General features: G+C 71.8%; 18 protein-coding genes and 1 pseudogene. 10 read left to right on the top strand and 9 right to left on the bottom strand.

Annotated features, from left to right (window positions below):
- Positions 1 to 158: 158 nt before the first annotated feature.
- The gene (locus ACWGR4_RS38620; protein WP_380002452.1) at positions 159 to 1,412 is read left to right on the top strand and encodes a cytochrome P450; all 1,254 of its coding nucleotides are present in this window, start codon (positions 159 to 161) and stop codon (positions 1,410 to 1,412) included.
- A 60-nt stretch (positions 1,413 to 1,472) separates the two neighbouring features.
- Here the strand turns inward: ACWGR4_RS38620 and ACWGR4_RS38625 are convergent, their stop codons facing one another.
- Positions 1,473 to 2,231 (bottom strand): enoyl-CoA hydratase/isomerase family protein, encoded by a 759-nt coding sequence (locus tag ACWGR4_RS38625; protein ID WP_380002453.1) that lies wholly within the window; start codon positions 2,229 to 2,231, stop codon positions 1,473 to 1,475.
- A 489-nt stretch (positions 2,232 to 2,720) separates the two neighbouring features.
- On the opposite strand from ACWGR4_RS38625, the gene ACWGR4_RS38630 reads away from it, so the two are divergent.
- Positions 2,721 to 3,629, top strand: coding sequence for a D-hexose-6-phosphate mutarotase (locus ACWGR4_RS38630; RefSeq protein WP_452131517.1), 909 nt, complete (start codon positions 2,721 to 2,723; stop codon positions 3,627 to 3,629).
- Between the two features lie 15 nt (positions 3,630 to 3,644).
- Here the strand turns inward: ACWGR4_RS38630 and ACWGR4_RS38635 are convergent, their stop codons facing one another.
- Positions 3,645 to 6,335: a sigma-70 family RNA polymerase sigma factor gene (locus tag ACWGR4_RS38635; RefSeq protein ID WP_452131518.1), complete on the bottom strand. Its 2,691-nt coding sequence runs from the start codon at positions 6,333 to 6,335 to the stop codon at positions 3,645 to 3,647.
- Between the two features lie 246 nt (positions 6,336 to 6,581).
- Between ACWGR4_RS38635 and ACWGR4_RS38640 the strand changes: the two genes are divergently transcribed.
- Entirely contained in the window at positions 6,582 to 7,076 is a 495-nt protein-coding gene (locus ACWGR4_RS38640; protein WP_452131519.1) for a hypothetical protein, read from the top strand.
- A gap of 8 nt (positions 7,077 to 7,084) precedes the next feature.
- On the opposite strand, the gene ACWGR4_RS38645 is transcribed toward ACWGR4_RS38640, so the two are convergent.
- Entirely contained in the window at positions 7,085 to 8,311 is a 1,227-nt protein-coding gene (locus tag ACWGR4_RS38645) for an adenosylmethionine--8-amino-7-oxononanoate transaminase (protein WP_452131536.1), read from the bottom strand.
- A 128-nt stretch (positions 8,312 to 8,439) separates the two neighbouring features.
- Positions 8,440 to 9,501: a biotin synthase BioB gene (gene bioB / locus ACWGR4_RS38650; RefSeq protein ID WP_452131520.1), complete on the bottom strand. Its 1,062-nt coding sequence runs from the start codon at positions 9,499 to 9,501 to the stop codon at positions 8,440 to 8,442.
- A gap of 265 nt (positions 9,502 to 9,766) precedes the next feature.
- Here bioB and ACWGR4_RS38655 point away from each other — a divergent pair, with 265 nt between their 5' ends.
- The 3 genes from ACWGR4_RS38655 to ACWGR4_RS38665 all read left to right on the top strand — a co-directional run bounded on the left by ACWGR4_RS38655 (position 9,767) and on the right by ACWGR4_RS38665 (position 11,483).
- Positions 9,767 to 10,201 carry an SSI family serine proteinase inhibitor gene (locus ACWGR4_RS38655; protein WP_452131521.1) on the top strand — a complete coding sequence of 145 codons (435 nt, stop codon included), beginning with the start codon at positions 9,767 to 9,769 and terminating at the stop codon, positions 10,199 to 10,201.
- A 68-nt stretch (positions 10,202 to 10,269) separates the two neighbouring features.
- The gene (locus ACWGR4_RS38660; protein ID WP_452131522.1) at positions 10,270 to 11,010 is read left to right on the top strand and encodes a hypothetical protein; all 741 of its coding nucleotides are present in this window, start codon (positions 10,270 to 10,272) and stop codon (positions 11,008 to 11,010) included.
- A 20-nt stretch (positions 11,011 to 11,030) separates the two neighbouring features.
- On the top strand, positions 11,031 to 11,483 hold the full coding sequence (locus ACWGR4_RS38665; RefSeq protein ID WP_380002460.1) for an iron chaperone: 453 nt from the start codon (positions 11,031 to 11,033) through the stop codon (positions 11,481 to 11,483).
- Positions 11,484 to 11,612: 129 nt separating this feature from the next.
- Here ACWGR4_RS38665 and ACWGR4_RS38670 read toward each other — a convergent pair whose 3' ends face one another.
- Together ACWGR4_RS38670 and ACWGR4_RS38675 are read right to left on the bottom strand one after the other, a co-directional pair.
- Positions 11,613 to 13,298 (bottom strand): purple acid phosphatase family protein, encoded by a 1,686-nt coding sequence (locus tag ACWGR4_RS38670; RefSeq protein WP_452131523.1) that lies wholly within the window; start codon positions 13,296 to 13,298, stop codon positions 11,613 to 11,615.
- Entirely contained in the window at positions 13,295 to 15,397 is a 2,103-nt protein-coding gene (locus ACWGR4_RS38675) for a hypothetical protein (protein WP_452131524.1), read from the bottom strand. The genes ACWGR4_RS38670 and ACWGR4_RS38675 overlap by 4 nt, the downstream gene beginning before the upstream one ends.
- A gap of 322 nt (positions 15,398 to 15,719) precedes the next feature.
- Here ACWGR4_RS38675 and ACWGR4_RS38680 point away from each other — a divergent pair, with 322 nt between their 5' ends.
- A complete protein-coding gene (locus ACWGR4_RS38680; RefSeq protein WP_452131525.1) occupies positions 15,720 to 16,778 on the top strand; it encodes an NAD(P)-dependent oxidoreductase in 1,059 nt (352 codons plus the stop codon).
- Positions 16,779 to 17,234: 456 nt separating this feature from the next.
- Here ACWGR4_RS38680 and ACWGR4_RS38685 read toward each other — a convergent pair.
- Positions 17,235 to 17,405: pseudogene (locus tag ACWGR4_RS38685) on the bottom strand (TetR family transcriptional regulator); the annotation flags it as partial.
- A 113-nt stretch (positions 17,406 to 17,518) separates the two neighbouring features.
- Between ACWGR4_RS38685 and ACWGR4_RS38690 the strand changes: the two are divergent.
- Positions 17,519 to 18,376, top strand: a complete 858-nt coding sequence (locus ACWGR4_RS38690; RefSeq protein ID WP_452131526.1) for an alpha/beta fold hydrolase — start codon at positions 17,519 to 17,521, stop codon at positions 18,374 to 18,376.
- A gap of 124 nt (positions 18,377 to 18,500) precedes the next feature.
- Here the strand turns inward: ACWGR4_RS38690 and ACWGR4_RS38695 are convergent, their stop codons facing one another.
- Entirely contained in the window at positions 18,501 to 19,217 is a 717-nt protein-coding gene (locus tag ACWGR4_RS38695; protein ID WP_452131527.1) for a hypothetical protein, read from the bottom strand.
- A 130-nt stretch (positions 19,218 to 19,347) separates the two neighbouring features.
- Here ACWGR4_RS38695 and ACWGR4_RS38700 point away from each other — a divergent pair, with 130 nt between their 5' ends.
- Positions 19,348 to 20,448 carry a cation diffusion facilitator family transporter gene (locus tag ACWGR4_RS38700; protein WP_452131528.1) on the top strand — a complete coding sequence of 367 codons (1,101 nt, stop codon included), beginning with the start codon at positions 19,348 to 19,350 and terminating at the stop codon, positions 20,446 to 20,448.
- A gap of 21 nt (positions 20,449 to 20,469) precedes the next feature.
- On the opposite strand, the gene ACWGR4_RS38705 is transcribed toward ACWGR4_RS38700, so the two are convergent.
- Positions 20,470 to 22,038: an MFS transporter gene (locus ACWGR4_RS38705; protein WP_380002468.1), complete on the bottom strand. Its 1,569-nt coding sequence runs from the start codon at positions 22,036 to 22,038 to the stop codon at positions 20,470 to 20,472.
- Positions 22,039 to 22,332: 294 nt separating this feature from the next.
- On the opposite strand from ACWGR4_RS38705, the gene ACWGR4_RS38710 reads away from it, so the two are divergent.
- Complete coding sequence (locus ACWGR4_RS38710) at positions 22,333 to 22,710, top strand: hypothetical protein (protein WP_452131529.1); 378 nt, start codon at positions 22,333 to 22,335, stop codon at positions 22,708 to 22,710.
- Positions 22,711 to 22,821 lie beyond the last annotated feature (111 nt).

The raw sequence follows: 22,821 nt of genomic DNA on the forward strand, positions 1-22,821 counted from the left end.
GCGCGCCACGAACGAGGCGGCGGCACACGCCCGTGCCGAATGCCTCGCCCGACAACCGCAGACACCCTTCATCGTCGGCCGCCCGATCCCGGGCGCCCGATCGATCAACGCTGTACCGAGTCGCCCGTTGACATCGTGTCGAGTTCGAAGGAGCCGTCGTGCAGTCTTCCGCGTCACCCACCGTCGTCGACAGCAGAAGTGTCGTCGCCCTGTTGTCCCGCCTGCGCTCGGTAGCCGGGCAGGCGGACCCCCTGCCGCTCTACGCCGGTCTACGGGAGATGGGTGATGTCGTACCCGCGCCCTGGGGCGGGTACCTCGTGACCGGCCACCGCGCCTGCGACGAGGTGTTGCGCAGCCCCGACTGGCTTGCCCTGGATCACGCGTGGCGCGCCCGCCAGCCCGACGACTCCCGCTGGTCGACCCCGTCCTCGCGCGAACTCGAACAGACGCTGGTGGCGCTGAATCCGCCCGAGCACACCCGGGTTCGCAGATCGGTCAACACCATCTTCGACCGCGGCACCCTGGAGGCGCTGCGTCCGAAGGTGCGCCGGGTGGCGAACACACTGCTCGACACCCTGATCGAGCAGGCCGGGGACGCGGACGCGGACTTCGCCGAACTCGTCGGCGAACAACTGCCGGTGGCCACCGTCGGACACTGGCTCGGCGTGCCGCCCGAGGACTTCGACCTGCTCCGCTCCCTCACCCACGCACAGGCGTACGCCCAGGAGTTGTTGCCCGTCAAACGCCAACTCCGGGCCGCCGACGAGGCCATCCGCGGCCTGCGCGCATACTTCACCGCCCTGGTCGCACGCCGCCGCGCCGAGCCCGGCGACGACGTGATCTCGGGCTGGCTGCGCGCCTGGGACGCACTGGAGCCGGATCGCGAACTCGCCGACGAACAGGTGTACGCGCTGGCCATGTTCACCGTCATCGCGTCCCTGGAGACCACATCCACACTGCTGTCCACGATGGTCTGGACCCTGGACCGGCATCCGCGACAGCGGGCCTGGCTGCGTGCCCACCCGATGGCCCTCGCCGACGCCGTGGAGGAGGTGTTCCGCTACGACCCGCCGATCGCCGTGACCACGCGCTACGCGAGTAGGGATCTGGTGCTGGCCGGGATTGCGATCGCGCGGGGCGAGGTGGTGCACACGATGCTGGCCTCGGCGAACCACGACCCGTCGCTGACCCCGGACGCACACGCCTTCGACGTCACCCGCCGAGCCCGGCACATCTCCTTCGGCGGCGGCATCCACTACTGCATCGGCGCCGGCCTGGCCCGTCTGGAGGCGAGTCTGCTGCTGGAGGCGATGTTGCGCCGGTTGCCCGCACTTCGGGTCACTGCGCCGCCGACGTGGGAGCCGCGCCTGGCGTTTCGCCGGATCACCGCGATGCGGGTGAGCGTGCGCTGACCCGCCCCGAGGGAGGCCGGTCGCGCCGCGCCGATGCGACCGGCCTCCGGACGGAGGGGATCAGCGGGCCGCCCCGGCGCCCAGGAACGCGGACAGGAAGTGCCCGTCCAGCAGGGACAGATCCCCGTACCGGTCGCTTCGGCTGTACGCGTTCATCAGCGTCTTCGTCGCGTGCAGCGCCGCGACCGGGCGGCGCACCACGGGCTTGACCCAGCGGCTCACCGCGTCGTCGAGGTCGACGGCCGGCACCACCTGATGCAGGATCGACAACCGATGCGCGGTGGGGGCGTCGAACATGTCCGCGGTCAGTACGAGTTCGCGGATCCGGGCGGCGCCGACCTCGCCGATCAGCCGGGCCATCGCACCGCCCCACGCGGTCGGCATCCCGAGGGCCAGCTCCGGCATGCGGAAGCGGGTCTCGATGTCGCCCACCCGCAGGTCGCAGAAGATCGCCAGAGCCAATCCGGCCCCGACCACCCGACCGTGCACGCGGGCGATGGTGACCGGATCGGCGGCGGCCAACCCCTCGCACACCGCCCGCGCCTTCTCGCCGAGCCGACGCAGCGCCGGACCCCCGGGATCGTCGGCCGCCAGCCGCAACATCTCGCCGCGATCACCACCCGCGCAAAACGAATCGCCCTCGCCCGACAACACCACGACCCGCACGTCGGAGCGCGAGCGCAACTCGGCCAGTACCGCCAGGAGATCGTCCAGCATCTGCCCGTCCAGCGCGTTTCCCGTCTCCGGCCGGGCCAACCGCACCCGCAACACCGCCCCGTCGAGACTGGTGCGCACCGTCTTCAGATCCAGCGAGTCCACGAACGTGACCCCTTCCGGTGGTGGGAAAAACGCCGCCGCGCCGGCGGAGGCCCCGTCGATCACCAGATCGTCGCATTGATGATCACGACTTGAGGAGCCCAATCCACGCCATTCGAACACCCCTCCGAGGTACCCGCGCCACAGCCCGCCGGCGCCGACGCCACACACCGGCTCGAAATCGTCCGTGAGCGGCCGTATACGTTGCGTGGCCTACCTCGTCGCCGTTTCGCACCCGCCCGGGCGGTCGCGCCGAGGCGTGGGCGCACCCCGCCGACGACGATCCCCACGACCTCGAAAACCATCGAATCCGCGCCCGTGTGCCGGCCGAAACCACCCGGTACCCGGCCCGAACCCGACCGGGCCGATCCGGGCCGGGCGCATGGCGCGTCGCGGGCCGTCCCGGGTGTACGCGATGACGGCGGGGCGGGTTGTGGCATTGTGGCGGGTTGTGTGGGCGACGGCCGTCCGCCGAGTGTGAGGGGTCCCGACGTGCCCGAAGACGTTTTCGTCCTTCCCGTCGACCGGCGACTGGGTGCGCACACCACGCTGCGTCGGGTCGGTGCGCTGCCGGTGGTCGTGGTGACCCATCCGCGCGTGCGTGCCGCGATCACCCTCCAGGGCGCGCAATTGGTGCACTGGCAACCGGCGGGCGAGGAGCCGGTGTTGTGGCTGAGCGCGACCACGGCGTTCGAGGAGGGGCGGGCGGTTCGCGGCGGAGTGCCGATCTGCTGGCCGTGGTTCGGTGCGGCGGGCCGGCCGAGTCACGGCTTCGCGCGCGTTCTGCCATGGGAACTGCTCGACGTCGACGAGAGCGGAGCCGGGGACGAGGCCGCTCCGGGCGACGAGACGGTGCGCGTGACGCTGGTGTTGCGGGCGAGCGAGGCGTCGCGGGCGTACTGGCCGCACGAGTTCGAGGTGTTCGCCCGGTTCGTACTCGGGCGCGAGTGCCGGATCGAACTGGAGGCCCGGGGCGACTTCGAGAGCACCGCGGCACTGCACACCTATCTGCGGGTCGGTGACCTGGACGAGGCGCGGGTCACCGGTCTGGGCGGGCCGTACGTGGACAAGGTCCTCGACACGCCTGTGCACACCGACCCGGCCGCGGCGGGGATCGCCTTCCGAGGGCAGACCGACCGGGTGTACACCCGCCCCGGCGACGTGAGCCGGGTGGAGGATCCCGCCGGCAAGCGGGTCGTCGAGGTGCGCCACGAGGGCCACACCGATGTGGTCGTGTGGAACCCGGGCGCCGACCTCGCGCGCACGATGGCGGACGTACCCGACGACGGCTACCGGGAGTTCGTCTGCGTGGAGACCGCCCACGTCTCGCGGCCCCTGGTGAGCACGCCGGGAACTCCCGCTCGCCTGGGCGCCACGCTCCGGATCGCGCCCGACGCGTAGGCGGTCCCGGCCGGTCTATGGGTAGTACGGCGACGCGGTCAGGTAGGAGAGTCGGAAGCCGTTGTCGACCGGCGCGCCGGTCGGGGTGTAGCAGGCCAGGTACATCAGGACGTCGTCCTTGGTGCCGTAGTCGTTGCGCAGCACAGTGGTGCAGTAGCCGCCGCCGACGGCCGTCGGGTGGGCGTAGCTGGTCAGGTAACCGACCGTCAGGTGCAGCGTGTAGCGGCCGGTCGCGGTGCGCGTCACGGTGGCCGAACCCGGTCGGGACATCCACGATCCGGTGATCGTCGGCGCGCCTGCGCCGGGTGCGTCGGCGACGGTCAGGTGCACCGCGTGCGGGACCCGGGTGTCGTCGAGCGGGCTCTGCCGGCCGGTGTGGCTCAGGGTGAACGCGGTATCGGCGGGCGCGCCGGTGTGCGTGGTGCAGGCCACGGACGCGGTGCCGCCGGAGAGCGCGGTGAGCGCGCAGTGCCGAGGCGTCGTCCCGACCGGTGAGACCTGGACGGATTCCGTGTCCGCCGCGACCGCCACCGCGTAGCGTCCGGTGCCGGTACGGGTCACCGCGCCGGTGTTCTGCCGGGACGCGGCGCCGGGGAGTTGGCGGGCGGCGGTCGGCTCGTCGGCGTATACGTATCCGCGTGAACCGGCCTGGCCGTACGGGCCGTTGCGGTCGCCGGCGAGGAAGAGGCCGGTGAACGGGATGTCGGCGGACGTGCCGGTGCGGTCGAAGCAGGCCACCTCGACGCGCTCTTCGGTGCCCTGCGGCCACCACCGTACGGGTTGGCAGGACACGCCGTTCGCGGCGTAGTCGGAGACCGAGACGTGCGCGATGCCGCCGGGGGCGGCGCTGTCCGGGAGGATCACCACGTGCCGGCCGACGGCGGTGTGCGTGACGCGTACGGTCTTGACGACGGGTGGGTTGCCGAGGCGCCAGATGCCGTAGGTCCAGTTCGGTTCGTGGCTGTCCGGGCGTTGCGGGGTGGGGGCGAGTTCGCGGGTGGTGCCGATGGGGTCGTCGGCATAGCGGACCATCCAGAAGCCCCAGACGGCCGGAACGGGGGTGGCGGCGTTGGCTCCGCCGCTGTTGCCGCTGCCACCACTGCTGCCGCTGCCGCCTCCGGCTCCGCCGCCGCCGTTCGGTGCGCTTCCGGTGTCGCTTCGGCCGCCGGTGCCGGGTGGGCCGGTCGGGCCGGCCGGATCGGGGTCGGTCCCGCCGGTCGTTGCCGTCGCCCCGCCCGAGGGTGTCGGGCCGCCGGGCGGCGGGGCCGACGGAACATCCGTCGGGGTGGGGTTGGGGGGCGCGGTTTCGTCCGCCGGCAGCTGCGCCGCCCCGCCCGGACCCGGCGTACCGCCGGGGACCGCCGAGGGGCCGACGGACGACCGGGCGGACGGGGTGTGCGCGGCGTCGGGCGCGACGGCCAACAGGGTGAGGGCCACCGCGGTGGCGAGCGCGACGACGGTGCCGCCCACGCGTACCGCCAACGGATTGTCCGCCGCGATCCGGGTCGCGGTGTTCACCGCCGGCGCGACGCCGGGGACGCGGAGCAACCGTTGCAGGACGGCATCGCGTGCGGCGCGGGTGGCGGTGAGCGCGGGCCCGACGACGGCGTCGAGGGCGGGGCGTACCACCCGGCCGACACTGCCCCACGCGCCGGGATCGGGGGCCGCGGCAGCGACTTCCAGGGCCGGGACGGGTGACGCCACCGGGGCGACCTCGGCCTCGGCCGTGGCCGCCGGCCGCCCGGTCCACCAGGCCACCGCCGCGCGGCGCCGCTCGTCGTCGTCCTCGCCCTGCCGGGCCGCCGCCAGGGCGAGTCCCGGCCCGAGCACCCAGGTGCGCTGCACGATGGCGTCCTTGGCCACGGCGGAGCAGCTGGGACAGCCGGCCGTATGGGCGCGAAGGACGCGATACTCCGCCCGCGTCGGCACCAGGCCGGACGCCATCTCCTCGGCGGCGAACAGTCGTGCGAGCCCCTTGACTTCGGCCGCCGTCGCGCAGGAGAAGCGCATCGAGCGCGCCGCCGCCAGCAGTCCGACCCGTTCGCGCACCTTCTTCAGGCCCCGGCTCAGTTCGCGGTCGACCCGAACCCGGGACCAGCCCAGACGGGCGGCGAGTTCGGCCCCCTTCACGGGGCGCATTTCGGCGAGCGTGTGGTCCAAGTGCGCGCTCACCACCATGCGTTGGGTCTGCGACAGCGCGTCGGTGGCGGTGTAGAGCGCGGCGAACGCCTGGGTCTTGCCATAGGCGTGGCCGAGGTCGCCACCGGACGCGGACACCTGCGAAAGGGTCGTCTTCTTCGCGTCGTCGGGCGAGATGTCCTCGTCGACCGGGCGACCCGCGGCACGTTGTCGCGCCCTCAGTTCCGCCATCCGGACGTGCTTGGCGATGCCCCACAACCATCGGTCGACACCCCGGGTCGGCTTCAGGTCGCGGGCGATCCCGTCGAGCGCGCGGACGAACACCTCGCTGACACAGTCGTCGGCCTCCGCCGCCGACGGCAACTTCGCCCGGAACCAACGCACCAACGCATCGTGATGCCGCTCGTACAGCGCGATCCGGGCGGCCTCGTCGCCGTCGCGCAACAGCTGCCACGTGTCGTCGGCCGCGCCGTCGGGATCGGCATCCGGATCCGCGATCCACAGGCTTTCCGGCAGCCCCTCATCCGACGGCAAGTCCCCGGACGGGTCCGGTCCGATCCGTGTCATGGCACCCTCCGCAACGGCAACGCGACTTCGTCACCGGCGACGTGTCTCGAGGGACACGAATCTCTCCACCTTCGTGCGACCGATTATCCGCCGGCGGGCGGTCGTCGGTCCGGGAAAGCGCACATCACGACGAAACCCACACAATCGGCGCTCCCCAAAGATTCCCGCCCGAAAAGTGGAGAGATCCCGCCGCGCCCGACCACGTACCGGACAAGTCGACACCGGTACACCCGAAGGGCATCCATCATGCGCGACCACTCGCATTCCTTCCTCGTGGCACGACAACTCGTCCTGATCCTCGGCCCGTTCGTGATCCTCGTGATCGCCCTGCGGGTCCACTACCTGCGCCGGTGGGGCGTGCGCACGACCGGCGCCGCCGTATCCACCTTCCGCGAGCGCCGCACCCGGCGCAGCAGCGACCCCGACCGCATCCGCGACGACGTCTACTTCGTGGACATGACCGTCGTCGAATACACCGCCCACAACGGCATTCCGTACCGCTGCACGGTCGAGGGCCGCCACCGCCCGGGCTCACCGGTCGCCCTGGTCTACCCGCCGCGCAGCCCGCACCGCGCCAAGGCCGCGTCGGCGGCCTCCTACGGCCGCGTGGTCGTCGCGATCCTGACCTACACGATCCTGGTGGTCGGCCTCTCCTACATGGCACACCGAGTCGACAACCAGGTCGACGACTTCTGCGCACCCCTCACCCCGGAAGCCCGCACCTTCCACGACTGCCCGTAGACCGGCGATCAGGTTCCGGTCGCCGCCGCGGCCGCTCGGGCCGCGGTGGTGATCGTGGCCAGGTCCTCGTCGGTGGTGATGTACGGCGGCATCGTGTAGATCAGGTTGCGGAACGGCCGTAGCCAGACTCCGTGTTCCGTGGCCGCCCCGGTTGCGGTCGGCAGGTCGATCTCGTGGTCGAGTTCGATCACGCCGATCGCGCCGAGGACACGAACGTCGCGAACGCCGGGGATGGTTCGGGCCGGGGCCAGGCCCGCGGTGAGGGCGGTCTCGATCCGGGCGATGTTCGTCCGCCGGTCCCGGTCGAGGAGCAGATCCAGGGAGGCGTTGGCGACCGCCGCGGCCAGGGGGTTGGCCATGAAGGTGGGGCCGTGGGCGAGTACGGGCGATTCGCCGGTGCCGATCCCGGCCGCCACCTCCTCCGTGCACAACGTCGCGGCCATGCTCAGGTATCCGCCGGTCAGGGCCTTGCCGAGGCACATGACATCGGGGCTGACCCCGGCATGGTCGGCGGCGAACAGTTCACCGGTGCGGCCGAAGCCGGTGGCGATCTCGTCGAACACCAGCAACACGTCGTGGGTGGTGCACAGTTCGCGCAGCGCCCGCAGGTAGCGCGGGGAGTGGAAGCGCATCCCGCCGGCGTTCTGCACGATCGGCTCGACGATCACGGCCGCGACCTCGTCCCGGTGGCGGGTCAGCAACGCGTCCAGGTGGTCCACATAGGCGGGGTCGAAGTCGCGCGGCGGGGCGTCGGCGAAGACCTGTTCGGCCAGGGCGCCCTGCCACATGTGGTGCATCCCGCCCTCGGGGTCGCACACCGACATCGGATGCCACGTGTCGCCGTGATAGCCGCCGCGCCAGGTCAGCAGGCGCCGTTTGCCGCCGCGACCCCGGGCCCGCCAGTACTGGAGGCACATCTTCATCGCGACCTCGACGGAGATGGAGCCGGAGTCGGCGAGGAAGACGTGCCGCAGCGGTTCCGGGGTGATCTCCACCAGGGTGTGGGCGAGGCGGATCGCCGGTTCGTGGGTGAGGCCGCCGAACATCACGTGGCTCATCCGCCCCACCTGGTCGTGGATCGCCGCGTCGAGCACGGGATGGCGATAGCCGTGCACGGCCGCCCACCACGAGGACATGCCGTCGATCAACTCCTCGACGTCCCCGATCGGTTCGGCCAGGCGCAGCCGTACTCCCTCGGCCGACTCGATCAGGAGCGGCCGCGTCGTGCCGGGCATCGCGGCGTACGGGTGCCACACGTGTTCCCGGTCCAGGTCGAGCAGTTCGCCGGGTGTGCGGTCCCGGCGCCCGGTACGCGCTCGGCCCGGCCGGTCGTCGAGCGGCGCCGGGGGGCGCCTCGCGGCCGTCACGTGTTGGCCGGCAGGTCGCTGCCCGCGCCGCGTCGCCGGATCGCGACCAGGTCGTGCCGGGCGTCGGGCAGGGTCTGCTCGTCGACGCCCTCGATCACGAAGCCCGCGTCGGCGAGCATCTGCCGGTCGTCCGCGCCCGGTTGGCCCTCGCTGGTCAGGTAGTCGCCCAGGAACATCGAGTTGGCCAGGTGCAGCGCGAGCGGCTGGAGGCTGCGCAGGTGGATCTCCCGGCCGCCCGCGAGGCGGACCTCGACGTCGGGGAAGAAGAATCGGAACAGTGCCAGAATGCGCAGGCAACGCTCCGGCGTCAGCTCCCAGTTGTCCGCGAGCGGGGTGCCCTCGAACGGGATGAGGAAGTTGACCGGCACCGAATCGGGATCCAACTCCCGCAGCGCGAAGGCCAGATCGACGATGTCCTCGTCCGACTCGCCCATCCCGAAGATCGCCCCGGAGCACGGCGACAGGCCCGCGGTGCCGGCGCGACGGAGGGTGTCGGTACGGTCGGTGAAGGTGTGCGTCGAGCAGATGTCGGCGTAGCGCGCCTCGCTCGTGTTGAGGTTGTGGCTGTACGCGTGCGCCCCGGCGGCGGCCAATCGTTCGGCCTGACCGTCGGAGAGCAACCCGAGGCAGACACAGATCTCCACCTCGGGGCTGCCCTCCTTGACCGCGGCGATCGTGTCCTCGATCCGGGTGATGTCGCGTGCACCCGGGCCGCGTCCGCTCGCCACCAGGCAGATCCGCTTGGCGCCGGCCCGCACCGCCCGATCGGCGGTCCGCGCGGCCTCCTCGGGCGAGATCCACGAATACTTCAGGATCTCCGCCGACGACCCGAGCCGCTGCGAGCAATAGGAGCAATCCTCCGGGCACAGCCCGCTCTTCATATTGATGATCGTATTCAGCTTCACCCGCCGACCGAAGAAGTGCCGCCGCACGCGTCCGGCAGCCGCGACGATGTCCAGCGTCTCCTCCGCCCCCGTCAACACGGCCAACGCCTCGTCACGAGTGGGTGCTTCGCGCCGCAGCGCCTTGCCTACGAGCCCATCGAGCAATGTCGTCATGCCTCGCAGTCTCACCGAGTGTGATCACCCGCAACAATGAAGCAACCCCACAACATCGACCCCCCGAACTCTGTCCCCGTCCACCCCGCCATCCCCCACCCGACCTGGAAACATGAATCGATCGGGCGAGCCATGGAAAGCGCGCGCCGGGGGTGGCGCGTGACCCGCGTGGGGGTGCGGGCGTTAGGGGTGACGGGGCCTTGCGCGCGGGTGCGTGGGGGCGTCCCCGGCCTGTACGCATGTGCACACGCATCGGGAGTCTTCAGTGGTGCTTCGTCGTCTCGTCGTGTCCGCCCTGGTTCTTGTCGCAGGGCCGTACCCGGCGCCCGCCGCCGTGGCCGACTCGGCGCCCGTCGTGACCGGCGCCTCCGGGACGGGGGATCGGTTGACCATCACCGTGACGGACACTCCCGGCGGGGCCGGGGTGTACACGCTGGAGTGCCACCCCGCCGCCGGCGGTCACCCCGCGCCCCGGCAGGCTTGCGAGAGGTTGGACTCCGTGACGATGTGGGGCGGGGATCCGTTCGCGCCCGTGCCGAACGGGGCGATGTGCACGATGATCCACGGCGGACCCGCCACCGCGCACATCACCGGCGTGTGGGCCGGCCGCCCCGTGGACGCCGCGTTCGACCGGACCGACGGGTGTGAGATCGCCCGGTGGGACGACCTCGTCCCGGTCCTGCCGAGGGTGGGCGGCTGAGGCCCACACCGCTTTTCCCATCGGCGGCCCCCGGCGGGGCGCCTTTGCACGGTCGTTACGCTGCGCTCATGCCGCCGGAACGACGCATGCCGCCCTCGATCGACGACGAGGTGTGCGGATATTGCCCCTCCCGCCTGTTCGCCCCGGGAGCGTTCGACGTGGCGCCGCGCCCGGACCGGGCCTGGCCGTGGATCCGGGGCGAGGGACGCCGGGTGGACGCGTGCACCGGGGTGGGCGTGTGCGTGCACCCGCACAAGGTCCGCCTTCCCGTGGGCCGTTGGGGCAGCGAGGGGCGTATGCCGGACCTGTCCGCGTGGGACCTGGCGGCGGAGGCGGAGATGGCCGAAGGGGACGGGGTGGCAGGCGCACCCGACGGCCCCGCCCACGACGTGCCGCCGACCCTGCTCCGGACCGCCCCTCCCGAGCCTGCCCTGCCCGAGCCCGCCGCGCCTCGGGAGCGTCGTCGCTGGTGGCAGCGTGCCCTGGGTCGGCCGGCGGGCCGTTCCGGGCGCCGGGCCCCGAGCGGTCCGGGCGCGCCGGCGGCGGCCGGCCCGAGCCTGCCGGACGTACCGGAGGATGCCGGGCGGCTGGCGGAATGGATGTGCGAGGTCGTGTCCGGCGCCGCGCCCGACACCCTGGCCGACGTCCTCGACGCGGCCGAACGCGTGGCCGCCGCCGTCCACGAGCCGACCGTGGTCGTGGCGGCGCTGCGCCGCGCGATGGGGTCGGCGACGAGCGATTCGCGCGTCACCGTTGACCCGGTATCGGGGAGCCGGGATAAGGTCCCGTCCAAGATCACGAAATCATGATCAACACGGGGAGATCCGCCATGGGCAACACCGAAGACGGCAGGCACGAGGGCTTCTCGGCCGACGAACGCGCCGCGATGAAGGACCACGCCAAGGAGTTGAAGGCGGCGTCGCGGCGTACGTCGAAGGCCGAGAAGGCGGCCGAGGCGGAGCGGGATCTGCTCGCGAAGATCGCCGAGATGCAGGACGCCGACCGGGTCCTGGCCGAGCGTGTGCACGCCATCGTCACCGCCAACGCGCCGACCCTGGAGCCGAAGCTCTGGTACGGCATGCCGTCGTACGCGATCGACGGCAAGGTCGTCTGCTTCTTCCAGAGCGCGGAGAAGTTCAAGGCCCGCTACGCGACGCTCGGGTTCAGCGACCTGGCCAAGCTCGACGACGGCCCGATGTGGGCGGCCGGTTTCGCCCTGACCGAGGTGACGCCCGAGGTCGAGGCACGAATCGCGGAACTCGTCAGGCGAGCGGTGGGCTGAGCCCCGGCCCGGGGGACGCGCCGGCCCGACCCACGCACGTACATCGGCGGCCGTCCGGCGTTCGACCGGAGGCATCGGGGCGATCCCCGGCCTGCGGCGAACGCGGCCGACCGCCGATGTAGCACAAGCTCAGTCCCCGGGTCCGCGACCGCCCGTGCCCGCGACCGGGATCGGCGTACCCGCCTCCCGGACCAGCGTGACCGTGTCGATCTGCGCGCCCGTGGCACCGAGCGTGCGGATCGTCATCGTGGTCTCCCGCCCGGCGGCGGCCGGCCGCACGTCGACGGCGATGAAGGCATTGCCGCGAAACCGCACCCGCGACCACTCGACGGTCTCGTCGAGTTTGCCGGCCTTCGTGTAGTAGCCGCCCTTCACAGCGTCGGTGACATCGGCCGGGCCGCCCGCGTACGTCTCCGGCGCGGAGAACGCGTAGCCGCTCTTCCCGCCGCTGCCCACGGTCAGGTAGGTGGTGCCGTCGGTGGCCGGCCGGATCCGGTCGCCGATGTCGGCCCGCCGGGTGCGTACGCCGCCGCGCATCGGATCGGCCCGCTCGTAGACGTGGTTGTGCCCGTTGATCACGAGGTCGACCTGGTAGCGGTCGAACAGCGGGATCCACTCCTCCCGGATCGCGCCGTCGGAGACGTGGTCGGTCGCCGTGCAGTAGGCGCAGTGGTGGAAGAAGGCCACCACGAAGTCGATCCCGGGCGTACGCCGCACCTGGGCCAGATGGCCGGCCAGCCACGCCGTCTGCGCGCCGGAGGTGTAGCCCCGGTTGTGCGGGATCTCGTGCGAGACATCGTTGGCGTCGAGACTGACCACCGCCACGTTGCCGTAGCGGAAGCCGTACGTGGCATGGGAGTTGCGCGGCCCGTTGCCCGGCAGGTGCCAGCGGGCCAGGTGGCCGCCGTAGCCGTCCGGCGAATACAGGGCCTCCATGTCGTGGTTCCCCATCGCGACCATCCAGGGCACCGACGCGGCGACGGGGTCGATCATCCGCAGGTATTCGTCCCACATCTCGGGTTGGAGCTTGTCCGCGCCGTCCGCACTGTGGTGACTGGACGGCAGCCCCGCGCCCGAAGCGGCGTAGGCGATGTCGCCCGCGAGCAGGTGGAACGCCGGGTTCTGACGGAGCATCAGAGTCTGGTTGGCGGCGGCGCCGAACTCCACGCCCTCGTCGCCGAACGCGGTGAAGGTGAAGGGTTCCGGTACACCGTCGACCGCCGGCGCGGTGCGGAACGAGCCGACGGTGGCGGCGACGGAGGCGGCGTCCAGCCCCTCGTGGCCGAGCGCGTAGTAGTAGCGCGTGCCCGGGTCGAGGCCGTCCAGGGCGGCGTGCAGGTGGTACTGGTCGTAGTCGAAGTAGGCCGAGGCGGGGTTGTCGGCGTATTCGATCAGGTGCGAGTGCAGGTGCCGGATCTCCGCGGGCACCACCTGGTCCAGTTGCTTGGGGGACGTGCCCAGGCGCAGGTACGGCCGGCGCACCGGTTGCGGCACCTGCCAGCTCAACGCCGCCTGGGCGCGCGGGTCGGCGCCGAACGCGAGATGCCGGGCGGCGGGCTTGAGCGCGTTCCCGTCGACGTAGTCCGTGCCCGAGAGCAGCGAAGGCGCGCGGCGCGGGTCGGCCGACGAGGAGGTGCCGAAGAGCGGAACGGCCGCGCCGCCGAGGCCGATCGCGGTGAGGACGCCGCGACGCGAGACGGTGCGGCGCCGGGCGAGCAGGTACTCGTGCTGCTCGGCGATGCTCATCGTCGCGGCGAGCCGGTCGGGCACGCCGGAACGGGGCAGGTGGGGGTTGCGGTCGGGGGCGGGGGTCATCGGGCGCTCCTGGAACGTGCGGCGAACAGCAGGACGAGGCCGGCGCCGAGCGCGGCGGTGCCGAGGAGGACGGGGAGGACGATGTCGGCGCCGGTACGGGAGAGGCTGCCGTCGGTGCCGGTCGCGGTCTCGGGGACGGTGTGGGAGCCGCCGGAGCCGCCGGACCCGGTGGGAGTCGAGGTGCCGGTCGGCCCACCGGAGGGCTCACCGGTAAGCGGCGCACTCGTCGGCGGCGCCGTCGTGGGCGGCACGCTCGTGGGCGGCGCACTCGTGGGCGGCACCGTGGTCGGCGGCGCACTCGTGGGCGGCACCGTGGTCGGCGGAACGCTCGTAGGCGGCGTGGTAGGCCGCTCCCGACCCAGCGCCCAGCACCCGCCGACCGGCCTGAGCGCGACCTGCCTCGCGCTCTCCCCACCGCGGTGGTCGGCGCCCAGCGCCACCAGGCTCCACCCGTTCGGCACGATCGCCGCGACCTGCCCGGGCCGGGTGCCCACCACGTGCGCGGCCGGCCCCGCCGGCCACGGCTGCCCCCAGATCGGCCCGGCGCCGGTGGCCACCTCGTGCCGCGCACCACTCTCGTCGGCGAAGGTGAACACCGCCGAGGCGATCACCGGTGCCCGTACCCCGCCGTCGCCCAGCGCCGCCGTGAACACCGCCCGGTCCGCCGGGACCCGCCACTGCGCCGCCGTCACACACGACTCGGGCAGGTCGCCCGCCTTGACCGCAGGACCCGCCCACGAGGCGTGTCGGACCGGCCCCTCGTCGGTGGGACTCGGCGGCGCGCCCGTCGCGGTCGTGGTGGGAGCGGAACTGCCGCCGCCCGGGCGCGGGAAGCTCCCGGCGCTGCCCTCCCCGTGGTCGCCGACCGCGAGCACCCCCTTGACCGGCGTCGCCCCCGCCGGCACGGCGAAGGCGAGCGAGGCACCGTCGGCCGCCACCCGCAGCGCGTCGCCGGTGATCCGCTCGGGCGAACCGTCCACGTACACGCCGACCCCGCCCGCGTCCAGACCGCTGCCGGTCACCGTGACCGTGTCCCCCGGCCCGGCTCCGGGCGGACCGAACCCGCTCACGGTGGTCGTCGGCACCGCCGGGCGCCGAAACACCGCGGCCGGGTCGCCCGCGGTCACCTCGGCGATCCGGGTGTCCACGTACCGCTCGTTGCCGTCGATGCGCAGTTGCAGCGTGTCCCGCGCATCGATCCCGACCCGCCACCGCATGTCGATGGTGACGCCCAGCCCGGCCCGCGCGGAGTCGGCCGTGGTGGAGGCGAGATCGGCGACCATCACGGTCCAGGTGGCGTCCAGGAAGCCGGTGCCGTCGCCGAGCATGGCCCGATACATCGCCGGATCGCCCTTGTACAGGCTCTTCATGGCCAGGCCGTCGTCGTCCGTACGGAAGTGCAGCGTACGGCTGAGCAACCCGCCGGGAATGCGTCCACCGGGCAGGTCCACCCGCTCCTCACGCGCCGACCCGGGGAAGAACGTGAGGCCGGTGACCTCGGTCACCGCACGCGGAGCGTCGCCGGGGCCGGCGTCGACCCGGCCGGCGTCGGCCGCGGCGCTCAGAGCATCCGCCTCCGAGTGCACCTTGTCGATGCGCACCAGCGACGTCACGCCGACCACTTGGTCCAGTTCGCGGAACTGGTTGAGCGGGTGGTCGAATCCGGTCACGTCCGACGTGGCCTTCAGGCTCTGCGCGGTGCGCGAGACGTTCAGCGCCGCAGACGTGATGGCGGCCGTACGCTTGCCCAACGGCGTACCGGCGGGCACCGATCGATCCGCCGAGGCGGTACCGTCCGCGCCGGCCGCGGGCACGGTCAGCCAGTCGGCCGCCCGCGAACGGGTGTCGCCGAAACTCTCGTCGGGCCCGGAGGCCAGTTCGGCGTAGCTGCCGGACCGGGTGACCAACCCCGGTGTCATGGCGCGTTGTTCGCCGGTCAGGTAGTCGGCCCGCGCACCGCGCACCGGCGGTGACTCTGCGGCCGAGGACATCATGGGAAAGAGCAGAACCAGGAGACCCAGCACGATCAGACCGACCGCGACCCGTCGCGGCCGAAGAGCGCCGATCATGAGCGGGGGACGACTACGCGTTGTACCCATGGGGAGGTGATGACCCGTCACTCACCCCGACACCGGCGGCCACCCGCGGTGAGACCATGGGGAGCGTGCATGGGATCGGGAAGCCGAAAGGACCGAAGTCGACGCCTTCCGATCGCGGCACGTCGACAACGATCGTGAGTATGCAGGGCGGCCCGGTCACAAACCCGACGAAACCAAAACCTTCGACGGGAATTACCCCACGGTTCCGCCGACATGGCTCCGAGATTCACCAACCTCCCCGAGTCTTCGCCCTCCACCACCCGCACCACTACGCGGCGTAGCAACGGCCGGCGGTAGGGTCCCCTCGGGGAAGGGTGATCACATGGAACCACCGCGAGTCCTGGTGTTGGACGCCGCTCCCGGCGAGCTGCTCGGACGGGAACTGGAACGCCTGCTCGACCACGGGCTGAGCATCACGCTGAACCTGCGCCGAGTGGCCGACCCGGCGCGGACGCGAACCGCCTGGGCCGGGCGCATGCGGTTCACCGATTTCGACGCGTTCGACGAGGCGGCCCTGATCGCCGAGACCGTCCGGGACGGGATCGGCCATCAGGCGATCAAGTCCCGCGCAGGTGTCCCGCTGCGCGCCACGTTCCTCGCGGCGGCGACCGACGCAGCCCTGACCCACCGCCTGCGGGTGATCGGCCGCGCCGGAGCCGGCACCGACCACATCGACCTCACCGCTGCCGCCCGTCACGGCGTCACCGTCACCCACACCCCGGGCTCCAACGCGAACGCCGTCGCCGAATTCGCCCTCGCCCAACTGCTCGCCCTCACCCGAAACCTCCCGGCCCACAACGAGGCCGCACACCAGGGCCGTTGGACCACACCACCGGCCCCCGTAGCGGAACTGTCGGACCTGACCCTGGGAATCGTCGGTCTGGGCCGCATCGGCCAGGCATTGGCAATACGAGCCGGCGCGTTGGGCATGCGAGTCCAGTCCTACACCCGACGCCCGACCGAATCCCCCATGCCGACCACCGATTCCCTGCACACCCTCTTGGCGACCAGCGACGTGGTCTCCCTGCATCTTCCGCTCACCGACCGGACCCGGGGACTGATCGGCCGAACCGAACTCGCGTCCATGCGACCGGGATCGATCCTCCTCAACACCGCCAGAGGCGGCATCGTCGACGAACAGGCCCTGGCCGACGCGCTCGTCACCCCGACACACCCCCTCGCGGCAGCAGCCGTAGACACCTTCGAACACGAACACGCCCGCTTCGCCTCACCCCTCTCCGGCCTCCCCAACGCCCTGCTCACCCCCCACATCGCCGGCATGACCGGATCCGCCATGGCCACGGCGGCGCTCCGATGCGCGGACCACATCGCCGCCCTCCTCACCGGCCGCCCCGACGGCGTCCCCGTGGCCACCGCGTGAACCCGTGACCGATCGACCGGGCCCCCGGCCGGACAGGGTCATCCGCAGGACCTCGATCCACCAGTCGAGGGTGTGCTCCCGCGCGCTCGCGTCGAGGCCGACGCTGCGCCGGAAGTCGTCGCCGAACAGGGGCTCCATCGCGACGGCCTGGTGCAGGCCGGCCATCGTCAGCCGGATCGCCTCGCGGGTCGGCGGCGTGCGGCCGTCGGCCGCGCACTGCTCCCGAGCCTGGGCGTACAGGCGGTCCACCACCTCGTCGAGCAGCCCGCTGCCGGTGTCCCGCCGCCCGGAACGATGCAGCGCGAGCGCCAGTTCGGCGTAGCCGTCGGCGTACAGCGCGGCCAGCGCGCGCACCAACTCGGCAGGATCGGTCGGGCCCTCGCCCCACGCGTCCAGAACGGCGCGCAACTCGGTCTTGAGCTTGGCCCCGCCGAAGCGCAACAGCGACTCCAGGAGTCGATCGCGCGTGCCGAAGTGGTGGTTGACCGCGGCATCCGTCACGCCGATCTCGGCGGCGACCGCCCGCACCTGCACGGCGGCCGGGCCACCCGCGGTCAGCAGCCTGCTCGCCGCCTCCAGGATCATCCGCCGGGCGTCATCGGGATTGCGTCGTACTCGGGTGGCCATGGCCGCAGCCTACCTTGACCCATCAAGGTAATCCGCTTACCTTGAGCACTCAAGGTAAGCGGAAAGCGGGAAGGACGGAGACGCCCGTGCCCGGACGATCCACGATTTTGGCGATGACCGAGTTGGCGACGGCCCTGGGCGTGCAGTTCCATGATCCGACGCCGCCCCGCGAGTTCCACCACTCCCGTGCGGGCTGCCGGCTGCACGGATTCGACTGGGGCGGCGCCGGAACTCCCGTGGTCCTGCTGCACGGTGGCGGATTGACCGCCCGCACCTGGGATTTCGTCTGCCTCGGCCTGCGCGGCGCCGTCCGGCCGATCACACCGGATCTGCGTGGCCACGGCGACAGCGGCTGGTCCGACGACTACCGCATCGACACCATGGCGGCCGACGTCGTCGCCACGGCCGACCATCTCGGCCTCGATCGATTCGCACTGGTCGGCATGTCACTCGGCGGCGTGGTCGCGGCCCACGTCGCCGACGCGCGGCCCGATCGGGTGGAACGCCTGGCACTCGTCGACGTCGCACCGGGCGTGAACTTCGAAAGCACCCGGCGGATACGGTCGTTCGTGGCCGGACTGGGCCCCGTACCGGACCTGGACACCGTGGTCGAAGCCGCGATGCGGGTCAATCCGCGCGCCGACCGCCCGAGCGTCGCCTACCGCATGAACACGCTGTTCCGCCGTGCACCCGACGGCAGTTGGGTACCGAAGGGCGATCCGCGCCCGCCGGACTTTCCCGCCATCCTCGCCGCCATGGATCGAATGGTATTTCGGCTGACCGGAGTTCCGGTCCTGCTCGTGCGCGGCGGACGCAGCAGGGTACTCCCCCAGAGCACCGCCGAACACCTGGTCGAGCGCATCCCGGACGGGCGACTGACGGTCGTCCCGAATGCCGGACACAACGTCCAGGAGGACAACCCGGCCGCATTGGTCACCGCACTGCGCACGTTTTTGACCCAGCCCTCATGATCCTCGCGGGACTCACCTGGCTTCTGGTGTCCGCCGAAGGCAAGGAACGAGACAAGTGCCACGCGGGGACCAACGAACAGAGTGTGCGCACGGAGTGCATCGTCGTGGTCGGGTAGCGCTGCGCCTACCGGTCGCCGGCCGTGTCCGGCTTCGACGAATTGCGCGAACGAGCACTCCTCGCCCGAGCCGCGGCACCGCTCGCGGAAGCGGAACCCGAACGCGAGGCCGAACCGGACCCGGAACCCGACCCGGAACCCGACCCCGAGCCGGAACCGGCCTTGCCCCTCGAAGTGGAGCCCCCGCTCCCGCCTTTCAGCTCCTCGGCATCCCGGGCAGCCTCGCCCTTGAGTTCCTTGGCGTCCTGAACGGCCCGGCCCTTCAACCCCTTCGCATCCTCGGCAGCCTCGCCCGTGAGCCCCTTCGCATCCCGCGCGGCCTCGCCCGCGAGCCCCTTCGCGTCGCGAACGGCTTTGCCCGTGAGCTCCTTCGCGTCCCGAGCGACCTCGTCCGCGAACTCCTTCGCGTCCTGCCCCGCCCCGTCGGCCCGGCCGCGAACGCGGTCGACCACCTCGTGCCCCCGCGCCGCCAGCCCCTGGTAGGTCTCGCGGGCGTCCTTGGCCACCGCGTCGAACTTCTCGCCGAGCCGTTCCCGGACGTCGGCGGCGGAGTCGGCGACGCGTTCCCGGACGGGCTTGCGGTGGGCCGGCTTCTCGCTCCGCAACTCGGCGATCCTCGCGGGCACTTCGCGGATCTTCGCGACCGCGAGGTCACCCGCTCCGACGAACGCGTACAACGGGGTGGTATCGGTGAGAGTCTTCCTGATGTCCGTGTCGTTCGCCATGACCTTCTCGCCTCCCGGATCGAGGGGTACTCATCCTCGATCCACTGCCCTTCCCTGCCCTGCCGCCGCCATGCGCGTCCAGGACACATCCGGGACATCTTTCACACCCGCCCACCCGACTCCCGCTCGCATGCCGCCCCGGCAAGGGGGTAGCAGCCCCGGCGTGGCAGACGAGCACACGAACCCAGCATCGCCCCCGCCCGCCGGCACCGCAGGTGACATCGACGACGACGCCGGAACCCGGTTGACCGTATGGGTCGCACTCGCCGCCAACGTCGTCATCGCGATCGCCAAGGCCGCCGTCGGCGTACTCGCCGGAGCACCCGCGCTGTTGTCCGAGGCCGCACACTCGGTCGCCGACACCCTCAACGAGGCGTTCCTGCTCGCCTCCCTGTCCCGCAGTCGCCGCGCACCGGACGCCGAGCACCCCTTCGGCTACGGCAAGGACCGCTACTTCTGGTCCCTCCTCGCCGCCGTCGGGATCTTCGTGACCGGCGGCTGCTTCTCCGTCTTCCAGGGCTTCGAGGCGCTGCGCGAACACGGCGAGCCGAAAACCGGCGCCTACGTCGCGGGTCTGGCCGTACTGGGCCTTGCCCTGCTCGCCGAGGGCGGATCGCTCCTGCGCGCCGTCGTGCAACTGCGCGGCCAGGCACGCGCGGCGGGCGTGTCCGTACTGCGCCACGCCCGCCAGACACCCGACCCGACGCTGCGCACGGTCCTGGCCGAGGACGGCAGCGCGGTACTCGGCGTCCTGCTCGCGGCGGCCGGCCTCGGGCTGCACATGGCCACCGGCAACGCCGTCTGGGAGGCGGCGGCGTCCTGGGCGATCGGCCTGCTGCTGGTGTTCGTCGCGTACCGCCTCGGCCGGGCCGCCCGGGACCAACTGATCGGCGAGGCGGTCGACGTCGAGCTGCAACAGCGAATCCTGGCTCGACTCGCCGAACAACCCGAGATCGACGTGGTCACCCAGGTGCTGACCATGCGCATGGGCCGCCACTCCACCCTCCTCGCCGCCCGCATCGACCTCGTCGACGGCCTCGACAGCACCGAGGTCGAGGACATGTCCGAACGCCTCAAGCACACGATCCGCGAGTCCTGGCCCACGGTCGACCAGATCTTCCTCGACATCACCCGCGCCGGAACCGCCGACCGCCAAGCCGCCCACCGCCACCACCAGTCCCTACACCGAGCCGCCCCCGACACCACCGACCCCCCGACCGCGAACGGCTAGCGTCGCGCCCGAGCCGGGCCCCTACCCGCGCTCGTCCGCCGACGTCAGCGGCGGGGCGATGTCCTCCAGTGAGCGGCGCTCCGCGTTCACCGCGAGGAATCCGGCCACCACGCCCGCCGCGACCATCAGGCCCGCGCCGATGCAGAACGCCAGTACGGTGTCGCCCACATCACCGGACTTGGTGAGGTCGGAGAAGACCAGCGGACCGGCGATCCCGCCCGCCGCCGTGCCGACCGCGTAGAACAGCGCGATGGCGGAGGCACGCGCCTCCATCGGGAAAATCTCCGAGACGGTCAGATACGCACTGCTCGCACCGGTCGAGGCGAGGAACAGCACCACGCACCAACAGGCGGTGAGCGTCGAGGCGTTCAGGTGCCCGGCGCCGAACAGCCAGGCCGTGCCGAAGAGCGCGAGGCCACTGCCGACGTACGTCGACGTGATCATCACCCGCCGACCGAGCGAGTCGAACAGGGGCCCGAGCAGCAGCGGCCCGAGCAGGTTGCCGACCGCGATGACCGCGAAGTAGTAGCCGGTCCGTCCACTCGGCACGTCGTAGAACGTCTCCAGAATGGACGCGAAGCCGAAGGTGATGGCGTTGTAGAGGAACGCCTGCCCGATGAAGAGCGACAACCCCAGCACCGAACGCCGCGGGTAGTCCCGCACCACCGCCCGGGCGATCGTGCCGAGCCCGGCGGACTTGCTTTCGTCGATGGTCACTTCGCCCTCCGGCGCGGGCAACTCGCGGCGCTCCCCGGTGCCGTGCGTACCCTCCGCGACCAACTTCTCCTCGACCCCCGCGACCAGCCGCTCGGCCTCCTCACCGCGACCGTGCAGGTACAACCACCGCGGGGATTCGGGGACGTGCCGGCGCACCAGCAAAATCACCAACCCCAGCACCACACCCAACGCGAAGGTCAACCGCCAGCCGATATCGGCCGGGAACAGCCCGGTGTTCAACATCGGCACGGACAACAACGCCCCACCGGCCGCCCCGGCCCAGTAGGTACCGTTCACCGCGAGGTCCACGCGGCCCCGGTAGCGGGCCGGCATCAACTCGTCGATCGCGGAGTTGATCGCCGCGTACTCCCCGCCGATGCCCAGTCCGGTGACGAACCGGAACAGGAAGAACATCCACGCCTCGACCGACAGCGCGGTCAGCGCGGTGCCCGCCAGGTAGACGGCCAGGGTGACCATGAACAACTTCCGGCGCCCGAACCGGTCGGTGAGCCACGCGAAGAACAGGGCCCCGGTACAGGCTCCCGCGACGTACAACGCCGCGCCCGGGCCGGTCACCTGCGCCGCGGTGATGTCGAGGCCGCTGTCGGGTTCGGACAACCTGCCCGCGACGTTGCCGACCACGGTGACCTCGAGGCCGTCGAGGATCCACACCGTGCCGAGACCGATCAGAATGCGCCAGTGCCAGGTCGACCACGGCAATCGATCCAGACGTGCCGGCACATCCGTGGTGAACGTCGTGGACTTCCTCGCTCGGGTACTCGGTCTCGATGCGTCGGACACGGTGCATCCCCTCCTGATCGGGCTGGGTTCGGGGTGGGTTCGGGCAGCGCCGAACGACTCCGACAGGGCCATGAGGCCCGGGAGTTCGCATGTCGTCGGAATCCGTCCTCGCCGGCGAACCGGCGGCTACCCCGAATTCCCCTCCCGACACGATCGATTCGATCGGGAGAGTGACCCGGAAGGCAGCGGGTAGACGCGCCATGGAGCTGCCCTCCCCCGGCCGCGGGCCGACAAGTCGGCCGGGGAAGGGCAGTCGGACCCGGGATCACGCGCCGGAGACCGTCACCTCACCGATCCACGAAGTCGCCCCGCCGTCCCGGCGAACACCCGTACGAGCACGGGAAGAACAACGGGAAGGTACCCAATATGATCGCCATCGGATTCCTCCTCGCGGCGGCGACCGCCGCGTTCGTGGGCCTGCTGGTCGGCTACAACACATCCGGCGGCCCCGAATACACGGTTCGCCTCTTCCACCGCGACCTCGTCACACTCGACACCCTGGACGCGTTCCTCGCCGGCCTCGCCCTCGCCTTGATCTTCTGCGCCGGGCTCGCACTGATGGGGGACGGCGCCCGGACGCGTCGGCTCGCCCACGACGTGCGCAGCCTGGACCGGGGCCTGCACGCCCGAGCCGCCCGTCCCGCCGGCACCGAGGAGTGGCAGGCCGACGGGGTCGCCCACCCGCACCGTGCCGACACCTCGCAACCCCCCGGGCCACCGCCGCGCAATCCCTACTACGGCTGACCCGGCGGCACGGCCGACCGACGCGCGGGACCGGGGGGCCCCCCCCCCCCCCCCCCCCCCCCCTGCCCCCCGACCCGAAGGGAAAAAAAAACAAGAAACCCCCCAAAGACT

It is taken from the genome of Embleya sp. NPDC055664 (assembly GCF_053618075.1).